The organism is Modestobacter marinus (genome assembly GCF_011758655.1).
Lineage (GTDB): Bacteria > Actinomycetota > Actinomycetes > Mycobacteriales > Geodermatophilaceae > Modestobacter > Modestobacter marinus.
The window spans coordinates 68141-83985 of record NZ_JAAMPA010000001.1; the positions used below are offsets into that span (position 1 = coordinate 68141).

Sequence of the window (15845 nt, forward strand, 5' to 3'; positions counted from 1 at the left end):
GGCTCGGTCCGGGACATCCAAACATCAAGTGACAGCGTTGTAATTCGATGCTCGGCGTGTTCGCCACGACACGCCGAGTCACTGTCACAGGCGTCCCACGGACCCGCCGACCAGGTCAGGACAGGGCGGGTTCGTCCACCTGGTGGACCGGCGCGCGGGCGCCGTCCCGGAACCGGCGGGCCGCGCCCACCCCGCCGAGCACCAGCCCGAGCCCACCGGCGACGAGCACCGCCACCGCCACCCGGGCCAGCACCGGCGGCCCGGCGGTCAGCGCGTTCGCCGTCCACAGCACGTCGACGTCGGGCAGGCCCTGCACCAGCAGCAGCCAGCCGACCGCCACCGCCATCAGGCCGGTGAGCCCGCCGCTACCGCGACCGGCCGCCCGCACCCCGACCGCCGCGGCCAGCAGCACCAGCAACGCCGGGAGCAGAGCCGACACGATCGCCCCGACGTGCGAGGAGACGCTGCTCGGCGGCTCCGGGGTGGCCAGCGCGTGGTACATCGAGGCCAGCGCCCCGACGGCGAGCGCACCGGCCAGCAGCCGCGGCCCGCGGGCGAACCAGCCGGCCGCGACCGCGCCGGCCAGCACCAGCGCGTAGCCGGGCCAGACCAGCCAGGCCGGTGGCGGTGGGCTCCAGGTGAGCACGCCGGCGACGACGACGTCGGTGCCGCCGTGGGCCATCGGCACGGTCCACTCGATCACCGTGTGCGGCCGGGACGGGTCCGCGGCCACGCCCGGGGGGAGCTGGTCCTGGGTCATCCAGTGCGTCCGGTGGTCGTGCCACACGTACTGCGCCTGGGTGGACACCTGCTCCCAGCGGGGCGCCGCGGTGATGTCGACGCCGTCGGGCATCGGCGTCCGCCCGTACCGGTCCAGGTTGAGGTACGTCGCCGGGCTGGCGGCGTTGCGCCAGACGCCGTCCGGCCCGATCCGCAGGTAGGGCTCACCGGAGTACCCCGGCACCGTCACCTCGGTGTCGGTCGCGTTGACCACCTCGAGCTCGTCACCGAACTGCAGCACCCGCACGGTCAGCCCGGGCACGTCCGGGGAGACCGACCGCACGGCCGCGTCGAAGTCGCTGCCCGCCTCGCCCCCGCCCACGTGCGCCGACGCGGGCGCCGCGACGGCGAGGACGGCCAGCACCCCGAGCAGGACGACGAGCAGCCGGCCCGCCGCGGTCCTCCGGACGTGCCCCGCGCGGGTCACCCGGCGGCGGCAGCCAGCTCGGTGGCGATGTCGCGGGCGGTGTTGGCCGAGTCGAAGGCGACGTCGGCCTCCCCGTCGGTGCCGTAGAGGAGCAGCAGCGCCGAGTGGCTCTCGCCGCCGTCCTGCGCCAGCGGCACGCCGGCGGCCAGCTGCGCCTGGTCGATCTGCTCCTGGCTCCCGGTGAGGCCCACGAAGGAGGTCGGCAGGCCGGCGTCGAACCGGTCCAGGTACTCCCCCAGCACCTCCGGGGTGTCCCGCGCCGGGTCGGTGGTCACGAAGACCACCGAGGTCTGCTCGGCGACCGCCGGGTCGACCTCGCCGAGGGCCAGCATGACGTCGGCCATCGTGGTCGGGCAGATGTCCGGGCAGTTCGTGAACCCGAAGAACAGCAGGGTCGGCCCGTCCGCGGTCTGCGCGGCGAAGTCGAACGGCGCACCGCTGGTGTCGGTGAGCGTGAAGTCCGGCTTCTGGTACGGGTCGACCAGCTGCATGCCGCCCTCCCGGACCCCGCCCTCCAGCGTGGCCGGCGCCTCCGCCGACCCGTGGTCGTGCCCGGCGTCCCCGGCACTGGCGTCGGCGTCCCCGCCGCAGCCGGCCAGCAGCAGGCCGGTCGAGAGGGCCAGGGCGGTCAGGCCGGTACGGGCCGGGCGGGACGCAACGCTCACGAGGACACGGTACGTCGGCGCGCGGACAGGCCGAGGAACAGACCGCCCAGCCCGGCGAGCAGCCCGAGCACCGCCAGCACCAGCGCGGTGACCGCCGTGCCGTTGCCGGCCTCGTCGTCCGCGGCCGGGGTCGCCGTCCCCGCGGTGTCGGTGGGGGTCTCGGCGCCCGCGGCGGTCAGCGACAGCACCGGCGACGGGTACTGCGGCTCCGGCTGGCCGTCGACGGTGGGCTCGATCCACGCCGCCTCGGTGCCGTCGCTGTAGCTCTGCACCGCGTTGAAGGTCAGCTCGTCGGTGTCCGGGAACGGCCCACCCGAGAGGGCGAACTCCTGGAACTCACCCGGCGCGATGCCCTGGCCCTCGTCGGCCCGGAACTCCACGACCGACACGGCCTGCTCGACCGGCTCGCCGTGTACCTCGACCGGTTCCGGGAGCTGCGCCTCGGTCATCGACACGGTCCACCCGGGCACCGGCTGGGCCCGCAGCGAGGTGAGCGGGGTGTCGGTGGGCACCTGGATGCGCAGCCCGACCGTGCTGGCGGTGTCGCTCTCGTTCGGCACCCGGAAGGTGAGCTTGCCGTAGCCACCCGGCTCGGCGTCGACCGAGGAGACGGTGACGTGCGCGGACGCGACCCCGGTGCCGGCGACGAGCACGCCCGTCGAGGCGAGCAGCGCGGTCAGCAGGACGACGGCCGGACGGCGCGCGGGACGGAGCAGGGACGGGGACAACGGTTCTCCTCGGATGGGTGTGTCGTGACGGGGGTGCTCAGCGCACCGGGAAGACGGTGCTGGCGGTGACCGCGGTGAACTCGTCCAGCCGGACGGTCGCCGTCAGGGTCCAGGTGCCGTCGGTGGGCAGCGTCGGCTCGCCGATGTAGTGACCGGGCCCGGCCGGGGCGAGCTCGACGTCCAGCGGGCCGATCTCCTGCTCGACCTCGGTGAGGGTGACCCCGATCTGCTGCGGCTGGGTCAGCCGTCCGTCGGCGTCGAACAGGTACAGGTGCAGCGTGGTGGGCCCGGGGGTGGCCGGGTCCAGGGTCACCTGCACCATCCCGTTCCCGGTCGTGCTGGCGGCCGACTCGAGCGGCAGCGTCACCTCGACCGGCTGGGCGACGGCGGCCTTCGCCGGCGGCGTGCCGACCAGCACCGCGGACAACGCGAGGACGACGGCCGCCCCGACGACCTCGAGCAGCACCGCCCGGCGCAGCACGCCGACCGTCGCCGGCGGCTCGGTGGCGGCGTCCTCGGTGGCGGCGTCGCCAGTGGTGGGTGCCTCCCCGGCCGCGAAGGCCTGCGCGACGACCCGGCGCGAGGGACGGCGGCGGGTGCCCACCCGCTGCTGCACCCAGTCTCGGCTCACCAGCGCAGCGACCAGCACCAGCAGCACGACCCCGACCTTGGCCACCAGCACCCAGCCGTAGGTGGTGGCGAAGAGCGCGGAGACCGACCCGACCTCCCGGACCGACTGGAGCACCCCGGTGACGACCAGGGCACCGATGCAGCCGGCCGCCAGCGACGACCACCGGGGCAGCGCGGCGGTCAGCTCCGCGGCCGGCGTGGGCCCGCGGAGGGCACCGGCGAAGAGGGCGACCAGTCCGCCCAGCCAGGCGCTCATCGCCGCGACGTGCACGGCGGCCACCGCCACGGCCAGCACCGGGAGCTGCCCGGCGACCGGGTGGCCGACCGCCGCGACCGACACGACCAGCGCGGCGGCCACCACGCCGGCCGCGACCAGCCCGCCCGTGCCGGGCCCACGACCCCGCCGCCAGGCGCCCAGCAGGACGGCGGCCAGCAGGCCGGCGAGCACCACCCGCAGCAGCAGCGTGCGGCCGAAGGTCGAGTCCAGCGTGGTGCCCAGCAGCTGCAGGTCCAGCAGCGACCCGAGGCCGCTCCCGGCCGCGTAGGGCCCCTGCAGCAGCAGCGAGAGCACCCCACCGACGACGACCGCGGCCAGCCCGGCACCGGCCAGCCGCCGCAGCCGCGGCACCGCCCAGCCCCCCGGCCAGCACGTGGCCAGCGTGAGCGGCACGCCGACCCCGAGAGTCAGACCGAGGTAGGTCAGCCACCGGGCGACCGGCAACGCCACGGCCACGCCCGGGTCCGCGCCGTCCCCCTCGCCCACGGAGCCGGCCGGCACCAGCTCCCCCTCCCCCACCGCGAAGGAGAAGGCCCCCGAGACGGGGTGGGAGTCCGCCGAGACCACCCGGTAGGTGACCACGTAGCCGGCGTCGGGCAGCCCCTCGCGCAGCGGCACGGTGAGGGTGCTGCCGCGCACGTCGGCGGCGCCGGTGTCGACCCGCTCGCCGTCCCCGTCGAGCACCCGCGCGTACCCGGCGCCCAGGGAGACCGGCTCGTCGAACTCGACCACCACCTCGGCCGGCGCGAAGTCCAGCCGGGCGCTGTCTCCCGGCGTCGTCGTCACCACCGTGGCGTGCGCGGACGCCGGGCGCGCGGTGCCCACGTCGACGAGCACGCCGAGGAGCACCCCCAGCAGCAGGACGGCGCCGGACAGCCGGCGCACCCCCGCCGCGGGACGGCGAGGAGCTGCTCGCCCGGTCCGTTCCTGCTGCTGCACGGTTGCACAGTCGTCGCGGCCCGCCGTCCAGTTCCCGGCGGTACCGGGCCGGGGACGAGAGCCGGCCCACACCGAGCGGAGGCGCACGGCTCCCGACGTCGGCGAGGATGACCCGGTGACCACGACCCCGCCCGCGGCGGCCGGGGCGCCACGGCCGATCACCGGTCAGCCGGTCGCGCTCGGCACCGCCCCGGGCCGCTGGGTGCTGCTGGCCACCGTGCTGGCCTCGGCCATGGCGCTGCTGGACGCCACCGCGGTCAACGTCGCGCTCCCGTCGATCAGCCGGGACCTCGGATCGTCGCTGTCCGGGCTGCAGTGGACGGTGACCGGCTACACCCTGGCGCTGGCCTCGCTGGTGCTGCTCGGTGGCGCGCTGGGCGACCGGTACGGACGCCGCCGGGTCTTCGTGCTTGGCGTCGTCTGGTTCGCCGTCGCCTCGCTGGCCTGCGGGCTGGCGCAGACGACCGGACAACTCGTCGCCGCCCGGGTGCTGCAGGGCATCGGCGGCGCGCTGCTGACCCCCGGCAGCCTGGCGATCATCCAGGCCTCCTTCCGGCATCAGGACCGGCCGCGCGCGATCGGCCTGTGGTCGGCGCTGGGTGGGCTGGCCGGCCTGGTCGGCCCCTTCCTCGCCGGGTTCCTGGTCGACACGGTCGGCTGGCGGTGGGTGTTCGGGATCAACGTGCCGTTCGCGGTGGTCGTGGTCCTGGTCGCCGCCCGGCACCTGCCGGAGAGCCGCGACCCCGAGCGCACCGGGCGCTTCGACGTGCTCGGCGCCGTCCTCGGCGCGCTGGCCCTGGCCGGGGTGACCGACGCGCTGATCACGGCGGGCAGCGACCCCGGGCAGCCCGAGGTGTGGGTCGCCGCCGCCGTCGGCGTGCTGGCCGGGGCCGCGTTCGTCGTCCGGGAGCGCCGGGCCGCGCAGCCGATGCTGCCGCTGGGCGTCTTCGCCGACCGGCAGTTCACCGGCGCCAACCTCAGCACCCTGGCCGTCTACGGGGCGCTGGGCGGGGTGATGTTCTTCCTGGTCCTCCAGTTGCAGACCGTCCTCGGGTACGGGGCCACCGCGGCCGGTGCCGCACTGCTGCCGACGATCCTGGTGATCACGCTGCTGTCGGCCCGGGCCGGTGCGCTCGCCCAGCGGATCGGCCCGCGGCTGCCGATGACCGTCGGCCCGCTGGTGGCCGCCGGTGGCCTGCTGTGGCTCACCCGGGTCGGGCCCGGCAGCTCCTGGTGGGTCGACGTGCTGCCCGGCTCGCTCGGCCTGGGGCTGGGCATGTCCCTGGTGGTGGCTCCGCTGACCGCGACCGTGCTCGGTGCCGCCCCCGACCACCTGGCCGGGGTCGCCAGCGGGGTGAACAACGCGGTGGCCCGGGCCGCGAACCTGCTCGCGGTCGCGGCGCTGCCGGTGGCGGTGGGGCTCTCCGGGGACGACCACACCGATGCCGCGTCCTTCAGCGACGGCTACTCGCTGGCCGTGGGGGTGTGCGCGGCGGTGATGGTGCTGGGTGCCGCGGTCTCCTGGGCGACCGTGCGCAACGACGTCCTGCGGACGTGACGGCGCACTCCCGGCCTCCTCCCGCGCAATCCCTACCAACATGGTAGGAATGTCGCCGTGACGACGACGGCCACCGGTGGGCTCCCCACCCGCCTCCCGGCCGCCCTCCCCGGCGCCTTCCTGGTCAGCCGCCTGCACGTCGACCTGCTCCGGGTCAGCACCGCCGTCTGTCTCGGCCGCTGACCTCCCGCGCCGTCCCGGCGCCCCTCGTCCACCGCGGTCCGCTGCGCCTCACCCGGCGCGCCCGCACCCCGGAACCCGGAGCACACCCCTCGTGAAGACCCTGATCCTGCTCGCCCTCGCGGGCCTCGGCGCGCAGCTCGTCGACGGCAGCCTGGGCATGGGCTACGGCGTCACCTCGACGACGCTGCTGCTCGCCATCGGCACCAACCCGGCCGCCGCCTCGGCCACGGTGCACCTCGCCGAGATCGGCACCAACCTCGCCTCGGGCCTGTCGCACTGGAAGTTCGGCAACGTCGACTGGAAGGTGGTCGCCAAGATCGGCGTCCCGGGCGCGATCGGTGCCTTCGCGGGGGCGACCGTGCTGTCGAACATCTCCACCGCCGTCGCCCGGCCGGTGATGTCGCTGATCCTGCTGGGCCTGGGCCTCTACCTGCTGGCCCGGTTCACCCTGCGCGGCATCGACCGGCGCCAGCTCGGCAAGCCGATGCGCAAGCGGTTCCTCGCCCCCCTCGGCCTGACCGCCGGGTTCATCGACGCCACCGGCGGCGGTGGCTGGGGCCCGGTCAGCACGCCGGCCATCCTGGCCAGCGGCCGGATGGAGCCGCGCAAGACGATCGGCTCGATCGACACCTCGGAGTTCCTGGTCTCCCTCGCCGCGAGCCTGGGCTTCCTGCTCGCCCTCGGCAGCCAGGGCATCAACGCCTTCTGGGTGGTCGGCCTGCTGGCCGGCGGCCTGGTCGCCGCACCGCTGGCCGCCTGGCTGGTGCGCTTCGTCCCGCCGCGCCTGCTCGGCGCCGGGGTCGGCGGCATGATCGTCTCGACCAACGCGACCAGCCTGCTCGACAGCGACTGGGTCGGCGCGAGCGACCCGGTGCGGTACGTGGTCCTGACGCTCGTCTACGTGACCTGGGCGGCAGCGGCGGTCTGGTCGTTCCGCGAGTACCGCCGGGAGCGGGCGCAGGAGGCGGCCGAGGCGCTGGCCGCCGAGGCCGAGCAGCTGGCCGAGCAGGAGCGGCTGGCCCGGACCGAGCGCCGGGCGCACCCCGGCCAGGTGGCGCCCGCCGACGACCTCCCGGTGTGCCACACCCCACGCTGACGGTCTTGCCGTAGCAGCAAACTCCCTTGCCGTAGACCGCTCGGTCGGCGCACTGTCGGACCTGCGGGTCACCACCCCGGTGACCCGCGGTCCTAGCAGAGGAGTGCACGGTGGAGACGGAGTACGACGTGGTCGTGGTCGGCGGCGGAGCCGCCGGCCTGAGCGGTGCGCTGGCACTCAGCCGCGCCCGCCGGTCGGTCCTGGTGGTGGACGGCGGCGCCCCCCGCAACGCCCCCGCCGCACACGCGCACAACTACCTGGGCCGGGAGGGCACCCCGCCGCTCGAACTGCTGGCGATCGGGCGCGGCGAGGTGGCCGGCTACGGCGGGGAGTTCACCGAGGGCGAGGCCACCTCCGCCACCCCGGTCGAGGGCGGGTTCGAGGTACGACTGGCCGACGGCCGGTCGGTGCGCGGCCGGCGGCTGCTGGTGACCACCGGGCTGGTCGACGAACTGCCCGACGTCCCGGGCGTGCGGGAGCTGTGGGGCAGCGCCGTCCTGCACTGCCCGTACTGCCACGGCTGGGAGGTGCGCGACCAGGCCATCGGCGTCCTGGCGACCAGCCCGATGTCGGTGCACCAGGCGCTGATGTGGCGGCAGTGGAGCGAGGACGTCACCCTCTTCCTGCACGCCCAGGCCGAGCCCACCGACGAGGAGTGGGAGCAGCTGGCGGCCCGCGGCGTCTCGGTCGTCGTCGGCACGGTCGCGGCCGTCGAGTCCGACGGGGATCGGCTGACCGGCGTCCGGCTGGCCTCCGGTCAGGTGGTGCCCCGCGATGCCCTGGTCGTCGCCCCCACGTTCACCGCCCGGTCCGCCCTGCTGGAGTCGTTGGGCCTGCCGGTGGAGCCGCTGGAGGTGATGGGTCACGTCGTGGGCAGCGCCGTCCCCTCGACCCCGGTTGGCTCGACCGACGTCCCCGGGGTCTGGGTGGCCGGCAACGTCACCGACCTGATGGCGCAGGTGATCGGCGCGGCCGCCGCCGGGCTCAAGGCCGGTGCCGGGCTCAACGGCGACCTGATCGCCGAGGACACCCGGCGGGCCGTGGCGGCCCGACGGGCGACCACCGCCCGGCTGGTCTTCTCCCCCGCCAGCGAACGGGAACTGTGCGACCAGGTGCTCGGCGACCGCCGGCACGGGATCTGAGGAGGAACGGTGCACGACCACGACCACGACCACGACCACGAGCACGCCCAGCCCTCCGGCGGCCACGACCTGGCGTCCTGGGAGGAGCGCTACCGCGACTCCGCTGCACTGTGGAGCGGGCGGGCCAACGCCGCGCTGGTGGCCGAGGTCGCCGACCTGCCACCGGGCCGGGCGCTGGACGTCGGCTGCGGCGAGGGCGGCGACGTCCTCTGGCTCGCCGGCCGCGGCTGGCAGGTGACCGGGCTGGACTGGTCGGAGGTGGCCCTCGCCCGCGCCGCGGAGCACGCCGCCGCGGCCGGCCTCACCGAGCGCGTCGAGTGGGTCCGCGGGGACGTCGGTACGTGGCAGCCGCCGGAGCGGGCCCACGACCTGGTGACCGCGCACTTCCTGCACCCGCAGGAGGCGCTGCGCCACGAGCTGGTCCCGCGGCTGGCGGCCGGCGTCGCCCCCGGCGGCACGCTGCTGTGGGTCGGCCACCCCTGGGACGAGCAGCGCGCCGCGATGTGGGGCGGCGACCGGTTCGCCACCGCGGAGCAGGTGGTCGCGGACCTGGACCCGCAGGAGTGGGAGGTGCTCGTCGCCGAGGAGCGGCCGCGACCGGCCGGCGGGGACGACCACCACCACGCCGACGTGATCGTGCGGGCCCGCCGCCGGGGCTGACCACCCGGCACGGGGTGGAGCCGCGAGCACGCGGCTCCACCCCTGCTCATCCCCGGGCAGCCAGCAGGGAGGCCTCCAGCTCCGGCGGGAGGCCCGGCAGTTCCCGGCCGGCCGGGGGCTGCGGGCGCGCGCTGTCCTGCATCCACCCCCAGGTGTCGGCGACCGAGTCGCGCACCGGGCGGGAGGGCAGGCCGAGCTCCCGGGCGCGGGTGGTGTCCACGTCCCAGGCGGTACGGGCGGTCGCGGCGGCGAGCCACATCGGCAGGTGGACCCACTCCTTGACGCCGGCCGCCAGCAGCTCCGCCTCCGGCACCGGCAGCCACTCGGCGTCGCCGCCGGTCACCTCCCGGCAGGTGTCCAGCAGCCCGCCGAACGTCGTCATCCCGGCCCGGCCGGTGGCGTTGACCGCGCCGCCCTGCCCGCGCTCGGCCATCGCGACCAGCCAGCCGGCCAGGTCCCGGGCGTCGACCAGGGCGATCGGCTGGTCCAGCCCCTCGGCCGGGACGACGACCCGACCACCGGCGGCGATCCGGTCCAGCCACCAGCCCAGCCGGTACAGCGGGTCGTGCGGCCCGACGATCAGCCCGGCCCGGGCGGTCAGGAACCGCTCCCCCAGCGTCGCGCCCAGCACCCGCTCGGCATGGGCCTTGTCCGGGCCGTAGGAGTCCTCGTCGGTGTCCCAGGTGGGGGCCTGCTCGCCGGCGATTGGGCCCGGCGGCCAGTCCCGGTAGGCGTTGAGGCTGCTGACGAAGGCGTAGCCGGTCACGTCGGCGAGCGCGGTCGCCGCGTGCTCCGCCGCCGCGCGGGTCTGGCAGGAGGTGTCGACCACCAGCTCCGGCGTCCAGCCGTCCAGCGCCGCGGGGAGGGCGAGCGGGTCGTCGCGGTCACCGATCAGCGCGCGGGCCCCGGCCGGAGGCGCGCCGGTGACCCCGCGGGTGAACGTGGCCACCTCGTGCCCGCGGTCCAGCGCCGCGTCGACGACGTGCCGGCCGAGGAAGTGCGTGCCGCCGAGGACCAGGAGTCGCATCCCCCGACCTCAGCGCAGCGACCGGTCCGCCGTCCAGCCGGTTCGCGCCCGGCGTAGCAGCCGACACCGAGCCGGGGTGGAGCCACCGGACCGTCGGGGTCACCGCGTCACGGCACGGCCCCACGGTCGGTGACCCGGCTCAGCCTCCAGGCCGCCGGGCCCAGCCGGCGAGCCCGCCGGGCCGAGCCGGTGGGAGGCCGCCGAGCCGGCGCCGTCGCGCAGCTCAGCCGGCGCGGACGCCGGTCAGCGGGACGACCTGGGACCGGGACGGCGCGGTGAGCAGCCCTCGCTGCGGGTTGCCGGCGTCCTCGCGCAGACCGGCCAGCCGGAGCGCCCGGACGCCGGTGAGCGCGTCGGCCTCCGGCGGCACCACGAGCAGGTCGACCCGACGCTCGCCGTCCACGGTGAGGGAGACCAGCTGCTGGTCCATGCTGGCGAACCCGCCGGTGCGCACGGTCCGGTCGCCGATCTGCACCTTGCGGGCCGGCGGCTCGTCCCAGGCGCCCACGGCGTAGGTGAAGCGGTCGATCCGCACGCCCAGGCTCTGCAGCGCCGCCGCCAGCTCGGGCAGCTCGACGGAGAGCAGCCGGCTGCGCGGCCACCATGCGCCGTCGAACGTCCCGTCGGACGCTGCCGTCGCCGGGCGCAGCCGCACCCGCACGTCGATCCCGTTCCGGAAACCCGCTGCCCGCTGGACCGTCATCGGCTCCCCGACCACCTCTCGCACCGTTCCCCCAGGCGTGCCCGGCCTTCCCCTGCCGGGCACACCTCTCCGGACCGGAACGTACGGCCGCCGCCACGACACCCCGGCGCGCCACGAGGAGCACCACCGAACCCCGCCGCCGCGCCCCGCGAGCCCTCACGGCACGTGACCGACCGGCAACTCTCGACACAACTGCCCCACGCGTCTCGGCAGACCCGGTCGGCGTGTCAGACCCCCGGGACGACGGACGCCGCCGTCCCCCGGAGGGGACGACGGCGTCCGGGCGACCCCGTCCGGCGGACGGGGTGCTGCCTCAGGGCTTGGGCTTCCGGTTCTTGGCCCGCCCGCGGATCGTCTGGTCCAGCTCCACCTTGCGCACCCGCACGGCGCCGGGGGTGACCTCCACGCACTCGTCCTCGGCGCAGAACTCCAGCGCCTGCTCCAGGTTGAGGATCTTCGGCGGGATGAGCCGCTCCAGCTCCTCGGAGGTGGACTTGCGCATGTTGGTGAGCTTCTTCTCCTTGGTGATGTTGACGTCCATGTCGTCGGGGCGGGAGTTCTCCCCGACGATCATGCCCTCGTACACCTCGGTGGCCGGCTCGACCATCATCTGGCCGCGCTCCTGCAGCGAGAACATCGAGTACGTCGTCGCCACGCCGGAGCGGTCGGCGACCAGCGAGCCGGTCGGGCGGGCGCGCATGTCGCCCAGCCACGGCTCGTAGCCCTCGAGCTGGTGATTGAAGACGCCGGTGCCCCGGGTCTCGGTGAGGAACTCGGTGCGGAACCCGATCAGCCCACGGGACGGCGCGATGTACTCCATCCGCGCCCAGCCGGTGTCGTGGTGCACCAGGTTCTCCAGCCGGCCGCGACGGATCGCCAGCGCCTGGGTCAGCGTGCCGACGTACTCACCGGGGGTGTCGATGGTGACCCGCTCGACCGGCTCGTGCAGCTTGCCGTCGATCTCCTTGGTGACCACGGTCGGGCGGCCGACGGTGAGCTCGAAGTCCTCACGGCGCAGCTGCTCGACCAGGATGGCCAGGGCCAGCTCGCCCCGGCCCTGCATCTCCCAGGTGTCCGGGCGCTCGGTGGGCAGCATCTTCACCGAGACGTTGCCGACCAGCTCCTGGTCGAGGCGGTTCTTGATCAGCCGGGCGGTGACCTTCTTGCCGGACTTGCCCGACAGCGGCGAGGTGTTGATCCCGATGGTGATCGAGATCGACGGCTCGTCGACGGTCAGCGGCGGCAGCGGGCGGGGGTCGTTCGGGTCGGCGAGGGTGTCGCCGATCATGATGTCCTCGATGCCGGCGATGGCGACGAGCTCGCCGGGGCCGGCGCTCTCGGCCGGGGTGCGGGTGAGGCCCTCGGTGACCAGCAGCTCGGTGATCTTGACCCGGTCGATGGTGCCGTCGACCTTGCACCAGGCGACCTGCTGGCCGCGCTTCATCTCACCGGAGTGGATGCGCAGCAGCGCCAGCCGGCCCAGGAACGGGGAGGCGTCGAGGTTGGTGACCTGCGCGCGCAGCGGCTCCTCGGCGTCGTACTCCGGCGCCGGGATGGTCTCCAGCAGGGTCTGGACCAGCGGGCCGAGGTCCGGGCTGTCCGGGACGGTGCCGTTCTCGGGGCGGTTCAGGGAGGCCTGGCCGGTGCGGCCGTTGCAGTAGACGATCGGGAACTCCAGCGCCTCGGCGGGGAGCCCTGCGTCCTCGAGCAGCTCGAGGAACAGCTCGTAGCACTCGTCGACGACCTCTTCGATGCGGGCGTCGGACCGGTCGGTCTTGTTCACCGCGAGGATGACCGGCATCCCCTTGCCCAGCGCCTTGCGCAGCACGAAGCGGGTCTGCGGCAGCGGGCCCTCGGAGGCGTCGACGAGCAGGACGACGCCGTCGACCATCGACAGGCCGCGCTCGACCTCACCACCGAAGTCGGCGTGGCCGGGGGTGTCGACGATGTTCACGACGATCGGGTTGCCGTCGTCGTCGCGCATGTGGATCGCGGTGTTCTTGGCGAGGATGGTGATCCCGCGCTCGCGCTCCAGGTCCATCGAGTCCATGACCCGGTCCTGGGTCGAGTCGTTGTCGGTTCCCTCGCCCTTGGCGCGGCCCAGGGCACCGGCCTGCCGGAGCAGGGCATCGACCAGGGTCGTCTTGCCGTGGTCGACGTGGGCGACGATCGCCACGTTGCGCAGGTCGTTGCGGGTGGGCATGCGGAGAGGCACCTCGGGGGATCGCGTGGGGGTCTGCGCGCAGCGGCGCGCGACAGGTGCAACGGCACGGGCGGCCGAGGCCTTCCCATGGTAGGGGACGACGGCCCCTCGCCGGTCGGCTGTGACCGGTCTACCACTCTCGGCGGACCTCGGTCCCCCCCTCATCCCCCGCAGGCTCGGGTCCAGCCGCTGGACCGGGGCCTCACGACGTCGGCCGGTCCGCCACCACCCACGACACCGCGGCAGCGAGCACCGTGACCGACCCGACCGCGAGCCAGGCGGGCCAGCCCACGCCGATCGCCAGCACGTGCGCCAGGACGAAGGCGGCCACGTAGCCGGCCGCGAGCGCGGCGGCCACCGCCGCCCCGCGACGGCGGTACCAGAGCCACCCGGCGGCCAGGCCGCCCGCGGCGAACAGGACGCCGCCGAGCGCCCGCACACCGGTGCCCTGGGCCACCGCGAACCCGGCGGCCAGTCCGACGGCCACCGCGACGGCCGACGGGAAGCGGGTCTGCACGCGGCTGAGGGTCGAGGTCGACATGTCGCCCAGTGTCCCAGCGCGGACGGGCCGGTGGGGTCGGCGCTGTCGTGCGGGGAGCCGTCCGGGTCCCGGCGTCCACCTGTGTGTCCCCTGCGAGCTGCCGGGCACGGAGCGGGATGATCGGCGATGCTGGGCGGTACGGTTCGCCGCTCGAGTCCGTCCGGACGGTGCGAGGAGTCGCCGATGGCCCAGCACGCCGACCCACCACCGTGGGTGGCCGACGGGTCCTGGCGTGCGCGGACGACGGAGGCGCTGACCTCGATCAGCGAGGCCGTCTGCTTCCTCGACGCCGACTACCGCTACACCTGGGTCAACGTCGCCGCCGAGCGGCTGCTGGCCCGCCCGGCCTCCGAGCTGCTCGGCCAGGTGCTGTGGACCCAGTTCCCGGACCGGCCCGGTGCGGCGTGGCAGGAGTCGGTCCGGCGGGCCCGGTCGACCGGTGAGAGCCAGCACCTGGAGTTCTTCTACGAACCGCTGGACCGGTGGTTCGAGATGCGCGCCCACCCCGTCCTCGACGACCTGGTGCTCTTCTTCCGCGACGTGCACGAACGCCGCACCCTCGACGAGGAGCGGGCTGCGGAGTCCTCGCTGGTCCGAGCGGTGCTCAACGCGCTGCCGGCCCGGACGGCGATCCTCGGCGGTGACGGGACCATCCTCACCACCAACGCGGCCTGGGCCCTGGGCGCGGCGGCGTCGGCCGGCCGTCCCGCCGCCTGCGGGACCGGCGACGACTACCTGGCCGCCTGCCGGGCGCTGGCCGCGGCGGGCGACCCCGACGCCCGGCTGGCGGTCGAGGGGCTGGAGGCGGTGCTCGACCGGCGGGTCCCGTCCTTCTCCCTGGACTACTCCCCGCCGCCCGCCGGCACCGGCAAGGCCGGCCGCTGGTGGCACCTGCAGGCCTTCCCGGTGGACGGCGGACCGGGCGTCGTCGTCACCCACACCGACATCACCGACCGGGTGCGCGCCGAACAGCAGGCCGCCTGGCAGGCCCGCCACGACCACCTCACCGAGCTGCCCAACCGGGCCGCCCTGCACGAGACGATCGCCGGCGCGCTGGCGGAGGACGCCGGCCCGGTGACCGTCCTCTACCTGGACGTCGACGGGTTCAAGCAGGTCAACGACTCACTCGGGCACTCGACCGGCGACCTGCTGCTGCGGGAGCTGGCGACGCGGCTGTCCGAGCGGACCCGCACGACCGACGTGGTCGGCCGGCTGGGCGGCGACGAGTTCGTGGTGGTCGCCCGCGACTGCGACGCCCCGGCCGGGGAGCTGCTGGCCCAGCGGTTCCGGGCCGTCTTCGACGACCCCTTCGAGCTGGCCGGCACGCGGGTGTCGGTGACCGCCAGCATCGGGACGGCCACCTCCGACCCGGCGCACACCGGGCCCGACGACCTGCTCCGGGACGCCGATGCCGCGATGTACGCCGCCAAGTCCGACGGCCGCGACCAGCACCCCACCTCGACCCGGCGCACTGCCCTGGAGGACCGGCGTGCGGTCGACACCCACCTGCCGGACGCCGCGGCACTGGACGAACTGACCGTGTCCTGGCAGCCCGTGCTGCACCTGCCCACTGGCGAGGTGACCGGGTGCGAGGCGCTCGTGCGGTGGGACCACCCGCGCCACGGCCGGCTGGAACCCCCTGGCTTCATGGCGATGGCCGAGGAGACCGGGCTGATCGTGCCGGTCACCCGCTGGCTGCTGCGGACGGCGATCGCGCAGGCCCGGTCGTGGCGGGCCGACGGGCACGAGCTGGCCGTCACGGTCGGGGTGGGCGCCGTCCACCTCTCCTCCGGCACGCTGGTCGACGACGTCCTCGGGGCGCTGGCTGCCGGCGGCCCGGACCCGGAGGGCCTCGTGCTGGCGCTGCCCGAGACGGCGCTGGCCCGCGATCCCGGCCCCGCGGTGGACCAGCTCCGTGCGCTGCGCGCGGCCGGCGTCCGGATCGCCGTCGACGGCTTCGGCGCCGGCCACGGCTCCCTGGCGGTGCTGGCCTCGCTGACCGCGGACGTGCTGAGGGTGGACCGCGAGCTGGTCAGGCCCCTGCCGGCCGGCGCCCCGGCGCCTGAGGCGCTGCTCGGCGCGGTCGCCGCACTGGGCGCGGCGCTGGACATGGCGGTGCTCGCCGCGGGGGTGGAGACCGCCGAGCAGCTGGAGCTGGCCCGCCGGGCGGGGTGCACCTACGCCCAGGGGGACCACCTCTGCCCACCGGTGACCGGCGACCGGGTGGGCGTGCTGCTGGCGGAGAGCCGGCGGCTGCGCCTGCCCTGAGACGCAGCAGCGCTCCCA

At 75.4% G+C, this 15845-nt stretch carries 14 protein-coding genes; 6 read left to right on the plus strand and 8 right to left on the minus strand.

The annotated features are described in order from the left end of the window. Window positions 1-115: 115 nt before the first annotated feature. The 4 genes from FB380_RS00320 to FB380_RS00335 are packed head-to-tail and all read right to left on the minus strand — an operon-like array spanning window position 116 to window position 4446. Window positions 116-1207: a hypothetical protein gene (locus tag FB380_RS00320; protein WP_166753344.1), complete on the minus strand. Its 1092-nt coding sequence runs from the start codon at window positions 1205-1207 to the stop codon at window positions 116-118. Next, window positions 1204-1872 (minus strand): SCO family protein, encoded by a 669-nt coding sequence (locus FB380_RS00325; protein ID WP_166753345.1) that lies wholly within the window; start codon window positions 1870-1872, stop codon window positions 1204-1206. Before FB380_RS00325 ends, FB380_RS00320 begins: the two co-directional genes overlap by 4 nt. Then, a complete protein-coding gene (locus FB380_RS00330; RefSeq protein WP_166753346.1) occupies window positions 1869-2600 on the minus strand; it encodes a YcnI family copper-binding membrane protein in 732 nt (243 codons plus the stop codon). The genes FB380_RS00325 and FB380_RS00330 overlap by 4 nt, the downstream gene beginning before the upstream one ends. A 37-nt stretch (window positions 2601-2637) precedes the next feature. Beyond that, entirely contained in the window at window positions 2638-4446 is a 1809-nt protein-coding gene (locus FB380_RS00335; protein WP_229682018.1) for a copper resistance CopC/CopD family protein, read from the minus strand. 115 nt (window positions 4447-4561) lie between these two features. On the opposite strand from FB380_RS00335, the gene FB380_RS00340 reads away from it, so the two are divergent. The 5 genes from FB380_RS00340 (at window position 4562) to FB380_RS00355 (ending at window position 9085) form a co-directional block, all read left to right on the plus strand. Then, on the plus strand, window positions 4562-6004 hold the full coding sequence (locus FB380_RS00340) for an MFS transporter (protein WP_229682019.1): 1443 nt from the start codon (window positions 4562-4564) through the stop codon (window positions 6002-6004). A 57-nt stretch (window positions 6005-6061) separates the two neighbouring features. Further along, window positions 6062-6187, plus strand: a complete 126-nt coding sequence (locus FB380_RS25160) for a putative leader peptide (protein ID WP_268237739.1) — start codon at window positions 6062-6064, stop codon at window positions 6185-6187. Window positions 6188-6278: 91 nt separating this feature from the next. Further along, entirely contained in the window at window positions 6279-7283 is a 1005-nt protein-coding gene (locus FB380_RS00345; RefSeq protein WP_166753347.1) for a sulfite exporter TauE/SafE family protein, read from the plus strand. Window positions 7284-7393: 110 nt separating this feature from the next. After that, window positions 7394-8425, plus strand: coding sequence for an NAD(P)/FAD-dependent oxidoreductase (locus tag FB380_RS00350; protein WP_166753348.1), 1032 nt, complete (start codon window positions 7394-7396; stop codon window positions 8423-8425). A gap of 9 nt (window positions 8426-8434) precedes the next feature. Continuing rightward, window positions 8435-9085 carry a class I SAM-dependent methyltransferase gene (locus FB380_RS00355; RefSeq protein WP_229682020.1) on the plus strand — a complete coding sequence of 217 codons (651 nt, stop codon included), beginning with the start codon at window positions 8435-8437 and terminating at the stop codon, window positions 9083-9085. Window positions 9086-9131: 46 nt separating this feature from the next. Here the strand turns inward: FB380_RS00355 and FB380_RS00360 are convergent, their stop codons facing one another. From FB380_RS00360 to FB380_RS00375, 4 genes are all read right to left on the minus strand, one after another. Beyond that, the gene (locus tag FB380_RS00360; RefSeq protein WP_166753349.1) at window positions 9132-10112 is read right to left on the minus strand and encodes an NAD-dependent epimerase/dehydratase family protein; all 981 of its coding nucleotides are present in this window, start codon (window positions 10110-10112) and stop codon (window positions 9132-9134) included. 223 nt (window positions 10113-10335) lie between these two features. Beyond that, on the minus strand, window positions 10336-10815 hold the full coding sequence (locus FB380_RS00365; protein WP_208382703.1) for a DUF5994 family protein: 480 nt from the start codon (window positions 10813-10815) through the stop codon (window positions 10336-10338). 313 nt (window positions 10816-11128) lie between these two features. Next, window positions 11129-13018: a translational GTPase TypA gene (typA, locus tag FB380_RS00370; protein WP_166753351.1), complete on the minus strand. Its 1890-nt coding sequence runs from the start codon at window positions 13016-13018 to the stop codon at window positions 11129-11131. Between the two features lie 202 nt (window positions 13019-13220). Then, complete coding sequence (locus FB380_RS00375; RefSeq protein ID WP_166753352.1) at window positions 13221-13559, minus strand: hypothetical protein; 339 nt, start codon at window positions 13557-13559, stop codon at window positions 13221-13223. A 183-nt stretch (window positions 13560-13742) separates the two neighbouring features. On the opposite strand from FB380_RS00375, the gene FB380_RS00380 reads away from it, so the two are divergent. Continuing rightward, on the plus strand, window positions 13743-15827 hold the full coding sequence (locus tag FB380_RS00380) for a putative bifunctional diguanylate cyclase/phosphodiesterase (protein WP_166753353.1): 2085 nt from the start codon (window positions 13743-13745) through the stop codon (window positions 15825-15827). Window positions 15828-15845: the final 18 nt, after the last annotated feature.